Annotated in this window: 14 protein-coding genes and 1 pseudogene; 9 read left to right on the top strand and 6 right to left on the bottom strand. The window is 38.3% G+C overall.

Going from position 1 to position 16,150, the window contains the following annotated elements:
* Positions 1-8 precede the first annotated feature (8 nt).
* From nuoI to KUI_RS02265, 7 genes are read left to right on the top strand one after another with little or no spacing between them, the layout of a single operon-like run.
* On the top strand, positions 9-494 hold the full coding sequence (gene nuoI / locus KUI_RS02235; RefSeq protein ID WP_013522211.1) for an NADH-quinone oxidoreductase subunit NuoI: 486 nt from the start codon (positions 9-11) through the stop codon (positions 492-494).
* A gap of 14 nt (positions 495-508) precedes the next feature.
* Complete coding sequence (locus KUI_RS02240) at positions 509-1,300, top strand: NADH-quinone oxidoreductase subunit J (protein WP_014840210.1); 792 nt, start codon at positions 509-511, stop codon at positions 1,298-1,300.
* A 2-nt stretch (positions 1,301-1,302) separates the two neighbouring features.
* Positions 1,303-1,626, top strand: a complete 324-nt coding sequence (gene nuoK, locus KUI_RS02245) for an NADH-quinone oxidoreductase subunit NuoK (protein WP_013522213.1) — start codon at positions 1,303-1,305, stop codon at positions 1,624-1,626.
* A gap of 5 nt (positions 1,627-1,631) precedes the next feature.
* Positions 1,632-3,671 (top strand): NADH-quinone oxidoreductase subunit L, encoded by a 2,040-nt coding sequence (nuoL, locus tag KUI_RS02250; RefSeq protein WP_014840211.1) that lies wholly within the window; start codon positions 1,632-1,634, stop codon positions 3,669-3,671.
* 9 nt (positions 3,672-3,680) lie between these two features.
* Positions 3,681-5,162, top strand: coding sequence for an NADH-quinone oxidoreductase subunit M (locus tag KUI_RS02255; RefSeq protein ID WP_014840212.1), 1,482 nt, complete (start codon positions 3,681-3,683; stop codon positions 5,160-5,162).
* Between the two features lie 11 nt (positions 5,163-5,173).
* Entirely contained in the window at positions 5,174-6,658 is a 1,485-nt protein-coding gene (gene nuoN / locus KUI_RS02260; RefSeq protein WP_013522216.1) for an NADH-quinone oxidoreductase subunit NuoN, read from the top strand.
* 3 nt (positions 6,659-6,661) lie between these two features.
* Positions 6,662-7,183 (top strand): DUF2818 family protein, encoded by a 522-nt coding sequence (locus tag KUI_RS02265; RefSeq protein ID WP_014840213.1) that lies wholly within the window; start codon positions 6,662-6,664, stop codon positions 7,181-7,183.
* A 19-nt stretch (positions 7,184-7,202) separates the two neighbouring features.
* Here KUI_RS02265 and serB read toward each other — a convergent pair whose 3' ends face one another.
* Complete coding sequence (serB, locus tag KUI_RS02270; RefSeq protein ID WP_014840214.1) at positions 7,203-7,961, bottom strand: phosphoserine phosphatase SerB; 759 nt, start codon at positions 7,959-7,961, stop codon at positions 7,203-7,205.
* Positions 7,958-11,434 carry a transcription-repair coupling factor gene (gene mfd / locus KUI_RS02275; RefSeq protein WP_014840215.1) on the bottom strand — a complete coding sequence of 1,159 codons (3,477 nt, stop codon included), beginning with the start codon at positions 11,432-11,434 and terminating at the stop codon, positions 7,958-7,960. The genes serB and mfd overlap by 4 nt, the downstream gene beginning before the upstream one ends.
* A gap of 78 nt (positions 11,435-11,512) precedes the next feature.
* Here mfd and KUI_RS08620 point away from each other — a divergent pair.
* A pseudogene (locus KUI_RS08620) lies at positions 11,513-12,190 on the top strand (IspD/TarI family cytidylyltransferase); the annotation flags it as partial.
* 105 nt (positions 12,191-12,295) lie between these two features.
* Positions 12,296-12,769 (top strand): 2-C-methyl-D-erythritol 2,4-cyclodiphosphate synthase, encoded by a 474-nt coding sequence (gene ispF / locus KUI_RS08625; protein ID WP_225972118.1) that lies wholly within the window; start codon positions 12,296-12,298, stop codon positions 12,767-12,769.
* 4 nt (positions 12,770-12,773) lie between these two features.
* Here ispF and KUI_RS02285 read toward each other — a convergent pair whose 3' ends face one another.
* The 4 genes from KUI_RS02285 to ompR form a co-directional block, all read right to left on the bottom strand.
* Positions 12,774-13,289 (bottom strand): carboxymuconolactone decarboxylase family protein, encoded by a 516-nt coding sequence (locus KUI_RS02285; protein ID WP_013522221.1) that lies wholly within the window; start codon positions 13,287-13,289, stop codon positions 12,774-12,776.
* Positions 13,290-13,341: 52 nt separating this feature from the next.
* A complete protein-coding gene (locus KUI_RS02290) occupies positions 13,342-13,893 on the bottom strand; it encodes a peroxiredoxin (protein WP_013522222.1) in 552 nt (183 codons plus the stop codon).
* Between the two features lie 106 nt (positions 13,894-13,999).
* Positions 14,000-15,385: an ATP-binding protein gene (locus KUI_RS02295; RefSeq protein WP_014840217.1), complete on the bottom strand. Its 1,386-nt coding sequence runs from the start codon at positions 15,383-15,385 to the stop codon at positions 14,000-14,002.
* Positions 15,385-16,128 carry an osmolarity response regulator transcription factor OmpR gene (gene ompR, locus KUI_RS02300; RefSeq protein WP_013522224.1) on the bottom strand — a complete coding sequence of 248 codons (744 nt, stop codon included), beginning with the start codon at positions 16,126-16,128 and terminating at the stop codon, positions 15,385-15,387. The genes KUI_RS02295 and ompR overlap by 1 nt, the downstream gene beginning before the upstream one ends.
* Between the last annotated feature and the right edge of the window lie 22 nt (positions 16,129-16,150).

Below are 16,150 nucleotides of genomic sequence, written 5' to 3' on the forward strand. Positions count from 1 at the left end.
GAGTTGTTGTGAGTTTTGCTAAATCATTTGCTGGACTTTTTCTAACTGAACTCTTAAAAGGGATGGCAGTTACTGGAAAGTATTTTTTTAAACCCAAGTTCACACTTAGATATCCATACGAAAAGACTCCTATGTCACCTCGTTTTCGTGGACTTCATGCCCAAAGACGATATGAAAATGGGGAAGAGAGATGTATTGCATGTAAGCTTTGCGAAGCAGTTTGTCCTGCTATGGCTATTACAATTGAATCACATGAACGTGAGGATGGTGCTCGTAAGACATCTAGATACGATATTGATTTAACTAAGTGTATTTTCTGTGGTTTCTGTGAGGAAAGCTGTCCTGTGGAAGCTATCGTTGAAACTCACATCCATGAGTACCACGGCGAAAAAGCAAGCGACTTGTACTTCACTAAAGATATGTTGCTTGCAATCGGTGACAAATATGAACCTGAAATCGCTGCTCGAAGAGCGATAGACGGTAAGTACCGATAATAGGTGTATGAGATATGACATTTACTGATATTTTATTTTACTTATTAGCTATAGTTCTGCTTTATGCAGGTGTGCGGGTAGTACTTGCAAGGCATCCAGTCGTGGGCGTACTTCATTTGATATTGGCATTTTTTAATGCATCCATGTTGTGGATTTTAATTGGAGCAGAGTTCTTGGGCCTACTATTAATAATTATATATGTAGGTGCAGTCATGGTGCTTTTCTTATTCGTAGTGATGATGGTAGATGTGGTGCCAGAGACCTTGCGTAAGGATTTTCGTACTTACCTTCCTATTGGCTTAGTGGTAGGTGGTGTCATGGTTGCAGAGATTGCGTTTATCCTTGGATCTGCTTATTTAGATTCCTCATCACCTAAATCATGGCCAGATACTTATAACAATACATTGGCCCTTGGTATTGAGATGTATAGTAAGTATTCTTATCCTATTCAAGTTGGTGCATTAATTCTTCTAGTGGGTATGATTGCAGCAATTGCTTTGACTCTACGTGAACGCAAAAATCGTAAATATGTTTTAGTTAGTGATCAGTTGAAAGTAGAAGCTAAAGATCGTGTTAGATTGGTTAGCCTGCCCTCAGAGCCACTTACCGTGCCTAAGCCTGAAGTTATTGAAGAAGAACCCATTGCTGAGCAAGCACCTAAGAGTGAATCTTCTAAGAGTGATGCTCCTAAGAGTGAAGCGAAACCAAATAGCCCTAAGGTTGAAGCCAATAAAGCAGAAACATCAAAATCTGATGCTCCTAAAACAGATGCAACTAAATCAGAAGCTAAAGTGGAGGTTAAATAATAATGTCCATTACACTTGCACACTATTTAATCCTAGCCGCTATTTTATTTGCACTGGGAGTTTTTGGGATATTCTTTAACCGTCGTAATTTAATTGCTCTTCTTATGTCTTTGGAGTTGATTTTATTAGCGGTTAATATCAATTTTGTGGCGTTTTCATTCTGGCACACCGTAGATGGACTACCTGATTCTGCAGGTCAAATTTTTGTATTCTTTATTTTGACTGTGGCCGCCGCCGAAGCCGCCATAGGTCTAGCAATACTGGTCTTATTGTTCCGTAAACTTAATTCTATTAACGTCGATGACGTTTCGCAATTGAAGGGCTAAGGTTTATGAATATGTCTACACTTTCACCAACTTTACTCATAGCAATTGCATTAGCTCCCTTGTTAGGTGCAATCCTATCTGGCCTATGTGGTACTAATTTTCTTGCAAACTTTGTATCTCGAAGAGGAGCACATTTAATTACAATTGTACTGGTTGCATTTTCTGCTTTAGCTTCTGGATACGTTTTATATGAAGTAATAGTAAACAATGCCTACTTCAATGAGATGTTTTACACATGGTCCCAAATCGGATCTCCTACTGATGAATCGCATTTTGCTATAGAAGTAGGATTTCTAATTGATCCATTAAGTGCAATGATGATGGTCGTAGTTACATCAGTCTCATTGATGGTTCATATTTACACAATTGGATATATGGCAGATGATCCTGGGTATCAAAGATTTTTTGCTTATATTTCACTATTTACCTTTTCAATGCTCATACTTGTTATGGGTAACAATATGCTACTACTGTTTTTCGGTTGGGAGGCAGTTGGTTTAGTTTCTTATTTGCTTATCGGATTTTGGTTTACTAAAGAAACAGCAATATTTGCAAATATGAAGGCATTCTTAGTAAATAGGGTTGGTGACTTTGGGTTCTTGCTTGGTATTGGTTTATTATTTGCCTACTCTGGATCTCTAAATTATTCAGATGTGTTTGCACAGGCAGATCGCCTAGATCAAATTACAGTTATGGGTGATTGGCATTTGCTTACCCTAGCTTGTATTTGTCTATTTGTGGGGGCAATGGGTAAATCAGCACAAGTTCCATTACATGCTTGGCTTCCTGATTCTATGGAAGGTCCTACCCCTATATCAGCCCTAATTCACGCAGCTACAATGGTTACAGCGGGTATATTTATGGTGGCTCGATTCTCACCACTATATGAATTAGCTCCAAGTGCCTTATCATTAATTATTATTGTTGGGGCCATAGGTGCATTATTCTTGGGTTTACTTGGTTTAATTCAAAATGATATTAAACGTGTAGTAGCGTACTCTACTTTATCTCAACTGGGATATATGACTGTCGCTCTGGGAGCATCGGCATATTCAGTTGCTGTTTTCCATCTGATGACACATGCCTTTTTCAAAGCTCTATTATTCCTAGGAGCTGGGTCAGTTATTATAGGAATGCACCATAATCAAGATATTCGTTATATGGGTAATGTGCGTAAGTACATGCCTATAACGTGGATTACATTTCTTATAGGTACTCTGTCACTTGTCGGTACTCCTTTCTTCTCTGGATTCTATTCAAAAGAACACGTAATTGAGGCAGCTAAACATGCAGATGTGTGGGGTGCTGGTTTTGCTTACTGGGCAACTTTAATTGGCGTGTTTGTAACTTCACTCTATTCTTTTAGGTTGTATTTCCTAGTGTTCCATGGAGATGAACGCTACCATTTAGCACCTGTCGAAGATCATCATGATGATGGACATGTCGAACATGATTATGGACATTCTAAACCTCATGAATCTCCATTAGTAGTCACTATCCCATTAATTCTTTTAGCTATTCCTTCAGTTTTTGTAGGTGCATGGGCAGTTGACTATATGCTATTTGGTGGATTCTTCAAAGAGGCCATTTTTATCGACTCTAATGTACATCATGCCTTAAAAGAACTTGAGCATCATTTCCATGGTTGGGTTGAATATGGTATGCATGCATTTACGACAGTTCCTTTCTGGTTGATGATTGCAGGATTTGTAGTTGCATTTTATTGCTATGTCATCGATAAGACATTGCCATCCAGAATTGCTAAATCTATACCTGGTGTGTTGCGTGTCCTAGAAAACAAATACTATGTGGATTGGGTATATGAAAACATATTCGCTGCGGGAGCTCGTAAAATTGGACGTTTCCTCTGGAATGCCGGAGATAAAGGCATAATCGAGGGTGTGTTTATTGGAGGGGCTACACGCATCGTAAACTTGCTAGCTGCAACTGGACGATTCTTCCAGTCTGGGTATATTTACCATTATGCGTTCGTGATGATTGTGGGTCTCATGGTTTTAATAACTTTGTTCTTAATTATGAAGTAAGGTAAGCATATGACATCTTCTATTCCTTGGCTAACCTTATCGATTTTTGTACCTGTTATCGCAGGGCTATTTGTGCTTTTCTTTGGTAGTGATGAGAGGGCAGAGTATACCCGAAGGATGGCTTTAATAGGTGCTATTGTTAGTTTTGTAGTTACCATACCCTTAATTGCAGGATTTGATGCATCTACTTCAAACTTTCAATTTGAAGAAAATATCGCTTGGATATCTGCATTTAATGCTCACTACCATTTAGGTGTAGATGGTATAAGTGTGTGGTTTATTTTATTAACAGCCATAACTAATATTTTAGTTATTGTTGCTGGCTGGGAGGTCATTAAGTCACGTATATCTCAATATATGGCGGCGTTCTTGATACTTTCAGGATTAATGATAGGGGTTTTTGCATCCATTGATGGTTTACTATTTTATGTATTCTTCGAGGCTACTCTAATTCCTATGTACATTATCATAGGTGTTTGGGGTGGTCCAAATCGCGTCTATGCAGCCTTCAAATTCTTTTTATACACCCTTTTAGGTTCATTACTAACTCTGGTTGCATTTATTTATCTATACAGTCAATCAGGCACATTTGATATTGCTCAGTGGCAGGACTTACCACTTGCGTTAACCCCACAATTATTTATATTTTTCGCATTGTTTGCTGCATTTGCAGTCAAAGTTCCTATGTGGCCAGTACACACATGGTTACCAGATGCCCACGTTGAGGCTCCTACTGGAGGCTCCATGGTTTTAGCGGCGATTATGCTTAAACTTGGTGCATATGGCTTTTTGAGATTCTCACTGCCAATCACACCCGATGCATCTCAGGAAATGGCATGGCTTATGATAACGCTTTCTCTTGCGGCCATTATATACATTAGTCTCGTTGCGATTGTTCAAGAGGATATGAAAAAACTTATTGCCTATTCTTCAGTTGCACATATGGGCTTTGTTACTTTGGGGACATTTCTCTTTACTTCAATTGGTATAGAGGGTGCCATTATACAAATGATTTCACACGGTTTTGTATCAGCAGCTATGTTCATGTGCATAGGTGTTATGTATGATCGTTTGCATTCAAGACAAATCAAAGACTATGGTGGTGTTATTAATGTGATGCCTAAGTTTGTCACTTTCTTTGTGCTTTTCTCAATGGCAAATAGTGGCCTTCCAGGTACTAGTGGATTTATCGGTGAATTCTACGTTATCTTAGCAGCTGTTCAACATAATTTCTGGATAGGTCTTCTAGCAGCTACATCGCTTATTTTGGGTGCCGCTTACTCATTATGGATGGTCAAACGTGTTGCCTACGGTCCTATACGTAATGTTCACGTAAGAGATATGTTTGATATTGATTCTCGTGAGTTTGCGATACTTGCTATATTGGCATTGTTTACGATATTTATGGGTGTTTACCCACAAGCATTTACTGATGTAATGCATGCTTCTGTTCAAAACTTACTTGAGCATGTGTCTCATTCAAAACTTTAAGGGCTATATGAATGGATAATCAATTTAATTATGTTCTTGCACTACCTGAGATCATACTTTGCGTATTTGCGATATTGATTCTCTTAAGTGATGCCTTTTTTCGTTCCGTTGATAGTGTCACTAGCTATTTATTATCGATTGGAACTCTAGTTTTAACGCTTGTAGTCACGTTATTTCAATGGACTCAAGATGTCAGTGGATTGACTTTTTACAATAATTTTATTGTCGATTCATTTGCACATTTTCTTAAAGTTTGTTCAATTATTGCCGTACTTGTGACTTTTATATATGGTCGTAGATATGTAGTTGAAAGGCATATGGTTAAGGGCGGGGAGTTCTATTCACTAGCCTTATTCGCATTGCTAGGACAGTTCGTGATGATTTCCGCTTCTAGTATGCTTACGATTTATCTTGGCTTAGAGTTGATGTCGCTTTCATTATATGCCTTAGTAGCCGTCCGTCGAGATAGTTTATTAAGTATCGAATCTGCTATGAAGTACTATGTTTTAGGATCATTAGCTTCTGGCTTTATGCTTTATGGTATTTCACTTCTATACGGATCAGTGCATGGTCTTGGTTTAGCTCAGATGGCTTCTGTTTTAGCTAGTGGTGAATACCACCCTATGGCTTTTTACTTGGGTATGGTTTTTGTTGTTGCTGGCATTGCATTTAAATTGGGTGCCGTACCATTTCATATGTGGTTGCCAGACGTATATGGTGGAGCTCCTACCATCGTAACTCTTACAATCGCTTCAGCTCCTAAATTAGCTGCTTTTGCTATGGCAATGCGCTTTTTAATCGAGGGTATGCATACTCTACATGATATTTGGCAGCCGATGTTAATTATTATGGCAGTACTATCACTTGTTATTGGAAATTTAACCGCCATAATGCAAACCAACTTCAAACGTATGCTTGCATATTCAACAATTTCACACATTGGTTTCGTGCTACTTGGTTTGCTTTCAGGAGTTGCAGATGATCAGTTAAATTCAGGAGCTTATGGTTCAGCTTTGTTTTATATAATCATCTACGTACTAACTACATTAGCTACTTTTGGCGTGATTCTATTTATGAGTAATCGAGGGTTCGAAGCTGATGAAATTTCGGACTTAGCTGGTCTTAATAAGCGTTGTCCACTTTTGGCGTTTGCTATTTTATTACTCATGTTTTCGCTTGCTGGAATTCCGCCACTAGTTGGATTCTATTCTAAACTCGTGGTCCTTCAAGCGGTACTATCAGCTGGATATGTAAGCTTAACAGTAGTAGCAGTTATTTTCTCTTTAATAGGTGCTTTCTACTATTTGCGTGTGGTTAAAACAATGTATTTTGATGAACCTCCAGCAAACCCTGTACCTTTAGCTCCAGTTAGTGCTGCGGGATATGGAATTTTTGCATTAAATTCTGCATTAATAGTTTTACTCGGTATTACGCCTGGTTGGCTTATGAGCCTATGTGTTCAGGTTATTGATCAGTCTTTAAGATTTACCAACTGATAGATGTATCCTAACTATTCCATTTGGATTATTTTAGTAATCGCTTTTGTAAGTGCAAATCTTTCATTTTTATCTGAAAGAATGTTTGCATTTTCTCCTATGAGAGTTTCCAATGAACCCTCATCTAAATCTTCATTGTTTTATTTTGTTAGATTTTTAATATGGCTTAGTTTCTTTTTATGTGCGGCTTATTTATCTAGCAATGTTCTTCTTGATTTACCGGTTCGTGTAGCTGGTTTATTGATTATGGTCGTGTGCTTTGTAATTCCTGGAATTGCCACTAGAAAACACGTTCAGTTTAAAAACATTTTTATTAATTTGTATGAGCTGATTTTCTTTTTGATATTTGTAGGGTCTGTAGGGTTTTTTATCGAAGGCTACTATGCGAATTCAGTACCTCTTGGTTGGCAGTTTTATGCGGTAGGAATATGCATATTTCTACTTATGGCATTTCCGGGTTTTGTGTGGCGTCATCTGATGAACCATCCTCATCTTCCAAAACACAAACTTCAACAAGAGGTTTAATTAATCTTTGGCTTGGCTTCTAAATCCACTCAAGCACTATGTCCAGCCCGCCAAAATTAATACAGCAATTCACATCATCAGAATCCTGAACTGCAGGCTTGGCATGGTAGGCCACTGCTAAATAAGCCTCGTGCATCATATGCAAATCATTCGACCCATCCCCTATGGCAATGCATTGAGCTTTCGTAGCTTGCATTCGGTCCCTGGCATCGATTAAATACTTAGCCTTTGCAAAACCATCCACGATATCCCCTAAGACCTCACCAGTTAAATACCCTTCTTTATCTATACCAAGAGTATTAGAATGGACTTCAGAAATACCTAATTTTTTTTGAAGGGCATCGGTAAAAAATGTAAATCCGCCAGATACCAAAAGAGTGTGTACTCCAGCCTCGTGTGCGGTTTTAAGCAAAACCTCTGCTCCTTGATTAAGTTGTAGTCGCTCCTTCAAAACTCGCTCTAGTACATCACTATGAACCCCACGAAGCATACTTACGCGACGCCTTAAACTTTCTTTGAAATCGCGAATTTCCCCTCGCATCGTGGCTTCTGTAATCGTAGCAATATCCCCGCCACGACCTGCTAAAGCCGCAATCTCATCTATACATTCAATATTAATAAGCGTGGAGTCCATGTCCATTGCCAAAATTTTAATATCAGCCCAAGATGGTGTGCCTTCTGGAAGGTAAGCAAAATTCAGACCTTTTGAGCGTGCATCGCCCTTAGCTTTAAGTAGCGACCCATATCCATTTAAATCCTTTAAAATTAAGCTATTCACACAACCTCCTGAGGTGTAAGGTGAAGTATTAAATCACGTACAATTTGAATCCGTCTCTCAATCTCAAAATTATCCTCGAATTCAATCCGTAGCTTAGTTGGTCCTTGCAATTTTATCTTTCTGTTTTTTTGAATTAATTCAATAATAATCGCAGGGTCAATTATCTCCTGACTTATATCAAAGTGCAGGGTGGCAATATCCTCGCTAACATCCACTTTTTTTATTGCTAGTTTTTCAGCTAATATACGCAGTCTATGCGAATGTATAAGCAATTTAGCAGCCAATGGTATCGGCCCAAATCTATCGACCAATTCTGCTTGCATATCTATAACATCACCTTCGGTTTTTTGCAATGCAAGTCGTTTGTATATCGTAAGGCGAGAGTGTACATCGGGACAATATTCTTCTGGTAATCGAGCTGAGGTATGTAAATTAATTTCAGTACCCAAATCAAATGGTGACTCAAGATCGGGTTCCTTACCGTTTTTCAAAGCATCCATGGTTTTGTTAAGCATATCAGCATAAAGTGTAAAGCCCACTTCATGGATATTGCCAGATTGTTGTTCGCCTAAAACTTCTCCTGTTCCGCGGATTTCAAGGTCATGCATTGCAAGATAAAATCCTGCTCCTAATTCCTCCATAGCCTGTATCGCCTCAAGACGCATCTTGGCTTGACGTGTGATAGCCTCATCTCCTGGTGTTAATAAATAAGCATATGCTTGATGATGTGACCTACCCACACGACCGCGTAATTGGTGTAACTGTGCCAAACCTAACTTATCTGCACGATTTATTATTATTGTGTTAGCGGTTGGAACGTCAATGCCTGTTTCAATAATCGTGGTACATAACAACAAATTAATCCGTTGATGATAAAAGTCCTTCATAACAGCTTCAAGTTCACGCTCACTCATTTGCCCATGAGCCACACCAATCCTAGCTTCTGGCAATAACTCCTCAAGCATAGCCTTTCTGTTATGAATGGTATCAACTTCATTATGTAGAAAATAAAGTTGCCCACCGCGCTTTAATTCACGCAAAACAGCTTCGCGTATCGTACTTTTATCTTCTCGCCTAACAAATGTCTTAATGGCTAATCGTTTTTGTGGTGCTGTGGCAATAATGGACAAATCGCGTATTCCCTCAAGTGACATACTTAATGTGCGCGGTATCGGAGTTGCCGTTAGGGTCAATATGTCAACCTCAGCCCTCAAAGCCTTTAAAGCCTCTTTTTGTCTTACACCAAACCGATGTTCTTCATCAATAATAATCAAACCTAAGCTTTTAAATTTAACTTTATTTGATAAAACTTTATGTGTCCCTATAACAATATCAACGTTGCCATCCGAACAGCCATTTATTGTTTCATTTAATTCTTTTCCAGTTCGGAATCGAGAAAGTAATGCTACGTTTATAGGCCAATCAGCAAACCGATCTATAAATGTTTGAGCATGTTGTTCTGCTAGCAATGTTGTGGGACACAGAATAACAACCTGTTTATTGTTAGCGACTGCAATAAAAGCGGCTCTTAAGGCAACTTCAGTTTTACCGAAGCCTACATCACCGCACACAAGCCTATCCATGGGTTTATCGCTAGCCATATCTTCTAAAACTGAGTCTATTGCTTGTTGTTGATCAGGAGTTTCCTCAAAATCGAAGCCTTCTGAAAACTGGTGATAGTCTTCAAGTGGAATTTTGAATTTGTATCCCTCGCGCATAGCTCTTAATGCGTATAGATTAAGAAGTTCTGCAGCAGTATCTCTAACTTGTTTGGCAGCTTTTTTGCAGGCTTTTTCCCATTGACCAGAACCAAGTCTATGAAGTGGAGCACTTTCGGGATCGCTTCCAGAATAACGGGAGATTACGTGAAGATGCGAAACAGGAACATATAATTTCGTGTCACCCTCGTAGTTAATTTGTAGCATCTCAACGGTTTCCCCATTTACTTCTAGATGCACAAGTCCTTGATATCTACCAATCCCATGTTGAGCATGCACAATCGGATCGCCAACTTGAATTTCCGACAGGTCGCGAACCATTGCATCAACATCTGTGTGCTTTTCTCTTTTTCTTTTAATGTGTGGTAGGGCGGCTGTATCAGGAAATAAATCGTTTTCTGAAAGAATATGTACATCAATATCGCTTAGAGTAAACCCCTTGTTTATAGGGGCTACAACCATAGCAAAATTTGCTGTGCCACTGATGAATGAAGCTATATCAAGGTTCTGAAGAACTACGTCAACTGATAGACCTGACTCATATAATCTTTGAGACAGAATTTCTCTGCGTCCAGCAGAATCGACACAGAGGAGTACTTTAGTATTGTTAACAGATAAAAGATTTATAAGATCAGCAAAGGGCTCTGGACTTCTTTTTCGTACAGATATTTTCGGAGGCTCTTTTATAGCAATTTCAGGGGAGGCAATATCCGAAAGATGGAGTCGTTGGAATTTATTTAGCTTCTTAAAAAACTCCTCAGCTGTTAAAAATAACTCATGAGGGGCTAAAACAGGGCGTTCGCGGTCGGAATATAAAAATTTATAACGCTTTTGAGTGTCTGCATGAAACTCACTAATTTGCTTATTTATGTCACCTATAGTGAGAGTGATTGCATCAGTAGGCAAATAGTCAAAAATAGTGGCCGTTTCATCGAAAAAAAGTGGAATGTAATACTCAATCCCAGCGAAATTTATACCATTGCCCACATCGCGGTATGGTATGGCTTTTGTGGGATCGCCCTCAAACTTTTCCCTAAACTTGTTGCGGAAAGTATTTCTAGCTTGCTCATCAAAAGGATATTCTCTACCAGGTAGTAGCTGCACTTTATCAACGGATAATGCACTTCTTTGGGTGTCAACATCGAATGTGCGTATGGTTTCAATTTCATCATCAAACAAATCCAATCGATATGGAATTTGTGATCCCATAGGATATATATCGATTATTCCGCCACGTACTGAATATTCTCCCGAAGCCGTAACTTGATTTACGTGCTGATAGTTTGCGTCTGTGAGTTGTGAGATAAGTGCTTGTTCATTAATTCTATCTCCACGCTTAAATAAAAATGAATAAGCCCCTAAAAAACTAGGTGGTGATAATTTATATACAGCAGTGGTAGCTGGAATAAGAACCACATCAACTTTACTATGATGAAGTAAATTTAAAGTTTTTAAACGCTCTGAAATTAAATCCTGATGCGGAGAAAAAGTATCATATGGCAATGTTTCCCAATCTGGAAACAGCTGAACGTTTAATTCGCCATTAAAAAGTTTAATTTCGTTTAGAAGACGGTGGGCCTCTAGTGGATCCGCACAAAATATGGCAATGCACTTTTTCTGTTCACGGGCTAATTCGCTAATCCACAAGGCATCGCTAGATCCATGTAGTTTTGGAATATCAAATCGATTACCAGTTTTTAGATTTTTCGGAATCTGAATGGAATCAAAAATGTTAGAAGCGAAGGAGGCTGACACAACAGAGATAATCTATTAGAAAGCTAATAATTATAGCTTAGTATAATGTTTGTAAGATTAAATTAGACACCAATTAATATGTCAATATTCGCAATCATACCAGCTGGGGGTGTTGGTCTAAGAGCTATTAAAAATAATTTAAACACCCCAGTGGAGCATATCATCCCAAAGCAATACAAACTAATTTCAGGACTGCCTATGATTATGCATTCAGTTAAAACACTTAGTGATTGTGCAGATATTAAGTCCATACATATTGGTATATCTGATAGTGATGAATTTGCGTATGAATTGGAGTTACCAGAACATTGCCACTTGCATACTACAGGAGGGCTGAATAGGGCGGATACTGTTTTAAACACTTTGCTGGAATTGGAGTTTACGCAAGATGATTGGGTTCTTGTTCATGATGCCGCTAGACCTGCACTTAAAGCAGAGGATTTGCAAAATTTAATCAATACTTGTTTGAAAACAGGAATCGGTGGGATTCTTGCTAGTAAAGTGGGTGATACCATCAAAGGTTCTGAAGCAGGCTCTAATCTAGTTGCCAGAACTGTAGACAGATCTAATCTTTGGCAGGCTCAAACTCCTCAGATGTTTAAAGCCCTTGAATTAATTAATGCTTTGAAAGGGGCCACAGATTCAGTTACGGATGAAGCTTCGGCAATTGAGTTGTATGGAGGTACAGTCCAATTAGTTCAGGCTAGTAGGCATAATTTAAAGGTCACATGGCCAGAGGATTTTGAAATGATGGAAAGCATGTTAAAAGGTTCAGATGTAAAAGAAGGACCTGATAGGTCTGATATATCTGATAGGACCGATAAGGTGGATAGGACAGAAAGTTCGAATGGATTATATTCCATAAGAGTAGGGCAGGGGTTTGATGTTCACGCCCTCGTTGAAGGTCGACCATTAATTATAGGAGGGGTTGAAATCTCACATACCCATGGTTTGCTTGGCCATTCTGATGCTGATGTTCTTCTACATGCATTGACAGATGCACTTCTTGGGGCGGCTGCTATTGGGGATATAGGTACTTTATTTCCAGATACAGATCCAAAGTATAAAGATTCGGATAGTCGCAAGTTACTAAAAGAAGCATATGAAAAAGTTTCTTCATCAGGATGGAATGTTATAAACATTGATTCTACTATTCATGCACAAGCTCCAAAGATGAGACCACATATACCTGCCATGATAAAAAATATTGCCTCCGACCTTTTTATAAATGAGCAACAAATAAATATTAAAGCGAAAACAAATGAGGGTTTGGGATATCTTGGACGAAAAGAGGGCATAGCAGCAAACGTGTCCGTGCTGCTAGCCAAAAGATAGAGGTTTAGACAGAGTCTTTGCTTGCTAGTACGCCTGCTACGGCATTAACCACTGCCGCTATGCGTCCTACATCCTGAATTTGCTCGGTAGTGTAACCAGCTTCTTTAGCCCCTTTTATATGAGCTTTAATGCAATGGTCGCACTTGCCGATTATTGAAGCAGCTAAACCATATATTTCAAAATGACCTTTTTCGATGCCACCGCTTGTAGCATATGCATTCATGCGAAGTTTCGCTGGTATATTAGCTAACTCTTCGCTTAAATTTGCATATGGATAATAAGTGTTATTCATCCCCATAAGCGATGAAGCAGTTAAGGCACCATGTAACTCAGTCTGATCAAGCCCTTCTTTAAATAGGCTAACTAGATATTTGTCTTTCAAAGCATAGGCAGCAGATAGTGCAACACCTTTCACTTCAACTTCAGATAAGCTTGATCTAGCAATAGTCCCATCTAGGTTTAGCCTTACGTCTTTTGCCCAATCAGGGATTGCTTCTTTAAGTGTATTTAAAAATTCCATATCAACTCCTATTAAAAAGCCCGACTTATCGTCGGGCTCTCAGTAATTTCAATTAAGAAAGAGTAGCACCGCCCGCAGCTCGGTTACAACCGCACAGCTCCTCAGTTTGAAGAGCATCTAGTATGCGAAGAGTTTCCTCTGGGCTACGTCCAACGCTTAGATTATTAACAGTTACGTGCTGAATAACATTATCCGGGTCAACGATGAATGTAGCACGTAATGCAACTCCAGCATTTTTCTCGCGAACACCAAGTTGGTCTAATAAAGAACCAGTTGTGTCTGCAAATGAATAGTGACCTAGTTTGCTTAGGTCGCTATGATCACGGCGCCAAGCAAGTTTAACGAATTCATTATCCACTGAGCCACCCATAAGAACAGCATCACGGTCCTCGAAATCTTTAGCTAAATTGTTAAAACCAACGATTTCAGTAGGGCAAACGAAAGTAAAGTCTTTTGGATAGAAGTAGATAACTTTCCATTTTCCTGGGAATGAGCTTTCAGTAATCTCTTCGAAAGCACTAACGCCATCTTCGTCTGGGTTGTTAAAACCAGGTTTTACACCTGTTACTTTGAATGGGTCTAATTTATCACCAACAGTTTTCATAAATAATCTCCTTTATTTATAGGGGGAATGGGTTAATGAAATATTATCACAAAAACCATTATATATAAATTTTATTAAAAACGCAATTCTGATATAAAAAATTTATCTATCTAGGTCTTCCTTTAGACTTAAGCGTCACCCTGCACAAAAGTCCCACAGGCAGGTTTTTTAGTACTTCAAAGTTGCCATTTACTGATTTTGTTAACTTATCTACTATAGGCAGACCCAAACCAGAACCTTTTACTCCAGACCTAGCTGGATCACCCCGTTCGAAAGGTTTCATAAGACGCCATAATTCATCTGTATTCAGTCCTGGTCCGTTATCCTTAACTTCTATAATTATGTCGCTTAGTTTTCTATAACAATTCAAGGTTATGACTAAAGTTCTGTTTGGTTGTTTTGCGTACTTAATAGCATTATCGATTAGATTACCTAAAATACGATTTAGATTAACTTCAGAAATTTTTGAATATAGGTTAGGCTCAATACTGTAATAGAATTTCCCACCCACGGCATTAATCATAACTTCCTCGGCATGACAAAATAACTCAATAGCTTCAGATATATTCAAAGCATCATTATTTTCTGTTGGCAATGCATTAGAGTACTCCGAAATTTGATGCATTATTCTATCAATCTGTTTTAAATCGGTATCTATGTTATTTTTAGCTTCTTCATCAATACCAGACATTTCAACTTCTAGTCTTATACGTGTAAGAGGGGTTCTTATGTCATGTGAGAGTCCTTTTAACATAATGTCCCTATTTGAATTGATGTCTCGTAGATGATCGAGAGTGTTATTGATAGTAGTATACAAATCGATAACCTCAGGAGATCCTTTTGATGTATCTAATCTAGGAGGTGTTTTATTTGTCTTAATGGCTTTAAAAATCTCAAGTATTTTTTCTAAGGGTTGAAGAAATACCTTTGTATGCAAATAAGAGCCTAATACAGAAATTATTAAAGCAGTAATAATCCACGCAAACCAGTTTGAGATAACAACGTTTCTAAACAATATTGTTGAGATAAAAATCCAAAATTTATGGTCTTCTCCCTCAAATGGGATATCCATACTTACCCACAGCCCTTTTACTCCATTTACTTCAGGTGAAATTATTAGATTTTTATCATCAATTTTCTCTCTAAGGTCAGCTTCAATGATTCTCCATAAACGTGTGTGAGGAATTGGCTTTATAACGTCAGAATCAAATCTTTCACTAATTTCAATATCACCGAGAGTATTGAACTTGTCTATAAAGATATGCTGAAGTTCAGGCTTTACATAATTAAGTGCGTTTGCAGATAAATTGTAGGCACTCATTACCCTGTTACTTATAACTAAAGCTTTATGACCGTGCTGTCCGTAAAGAACAGCACCTAGCCAAATTAGAAGGGAAATAAGACCCGTTAAAAATAGAAATAGAAAGGCTCTTGTAAATAAGCCAAGAGAAATTTTTTTAGGATGTTTATATTCAAATTGTTCCAATGGCATTATTTAAAGCCATTTTCAGGATCGGGTACGAATACATATCCAAGACCCCAAACAGTCTGAATAAATTGTGGGTATGATGGATTAACTTCTATAAGCTTTCTAACTCTTGAAATTTGTACATCAAGACTCCTATCAAAGTTTTCGTACTCCTTACCGCGAGCCAATTCCATAAGTTTGTAACGAGAAAGAGGCTCTCTTGGGTGGCGTGCAAATACCTTAAGAATCGCAAATTCACCCGTAGTCATAGGAACGGGTTCATCGTTTTTAGTAAGGGTTCTAGTTGATAAGTTTAGTTTGAAAGGTCCAAAATTTACTACTAAATCTTCTGTACTAGGAGCTCCAGGATGCTCAAACTCTACTGTGTTTCTTCTAAGCACTGCATTAATACGTGCAAGCAATTCGCGGGGGTTAAAAGGTTTAACTATATAATCATCCGCCCCCATCTCTAAACCAATAATCCTATCAATATCTTCAGATTTTGCAGTTAGCATGATGATAGGTGTCATATCATTAGTAGCTCGTAATCTTCTACAAATAGATAAACCATCTTCACCAGGAAGCATAATATCAAGAACAATAATATTGAAATTTTCTCTCTGGCAAGCTTTAGACATCTCTTTGCCGTCTTCAACGGCAGTTACTGTATAACCTTGCTCAGTTAAATACTTTTTTAGTAGTTCTCTAAGTCTGGGATCGTCATCGACCACTAGAATTTTTTTATTAGTTGTGGAATTCCCTTGCATGTAATTTCTCGTCAAAATTTTA

Origin of the sequence: Taylorella equigenitalis ATCC 35865 (assembly GCF_000276685.1) — a bacterium.
In the GTDB taxonomy this organism is placed as follows: Bacteria; Pseudomonadota; Gammaproteobacteria; order Burkholderiales; family Burkholderiaceae_B; genus Taylorella; species Taylorella equigenitalis.

Bases quoted from the DNA above. Each gene is read 5' to 3' on its own strand.
- nuoN (WP_013522216.1), top strand. From the start codon at position 5,174: ATGGATAATCAATTTAATTATGTTCTTGCACTACCTGAGATCATACTT.
- nuoK (WP_013522213.1), top strand. From the start codon at position 1,303: ATGTCCATTACACTTGCACACTATTTAATCCTAGCCGCTATTTTATTT.
- KUI_RS02265 (WP_014840213.1), top strand. From the start codon at position 6,662: ATGTATCCTAACTATTCCATTTGGATTATTTTAGTAATCGCTTTTGTA.
- KUI_RS02285 (WP_013522221.1), bottom strand. From the start codon at position 13,289: ATGGAATTTTTAAATACACTTAAAGAAGCAATCCCTGATTGGGCAAAA.
- KUI_RS02295 (WP_014840217.1), bottom strand. From the start codon at position 15,385: ATGCCATTGGAACAATTTGAATATAAACATCCTAAAAAAATTTCTCTT.
- ompR (WP_013522224.1), bottom strand. From the start codon at position 16,128: ATGCAAGGGAATTCCACAACTAATAAAAAAATTCTAGTGGTCGATGAC.
- KUI_RS02255 (WP_014840212.1), top strand. From the start codon at position 3,681: ATGACATCTTCTATTCCTTGGCTAACCTTATCGATTTTTGTACCTGTT.
- nuoL (WP_014840211.1), top strand. From the start codon at position 1,632: ATGAATATGTCTACACTTTCACCAACTTTACTCATAGCAATTGCATTA.
- KUI_RS02240 (WP_014840210.1), top strand. From the start codon at position 509: ATGACATTTACTGATATTTTATTTTACTTATTAGCTATAGTTCTGCTT.
- KUI_RS02290 (WP_013522222.1), bottom strand. From the start codon at position 13,893: ATGAAAACTGTTGGTGATAAATTAGACCCATTCAAAGTAACAGGTGTA.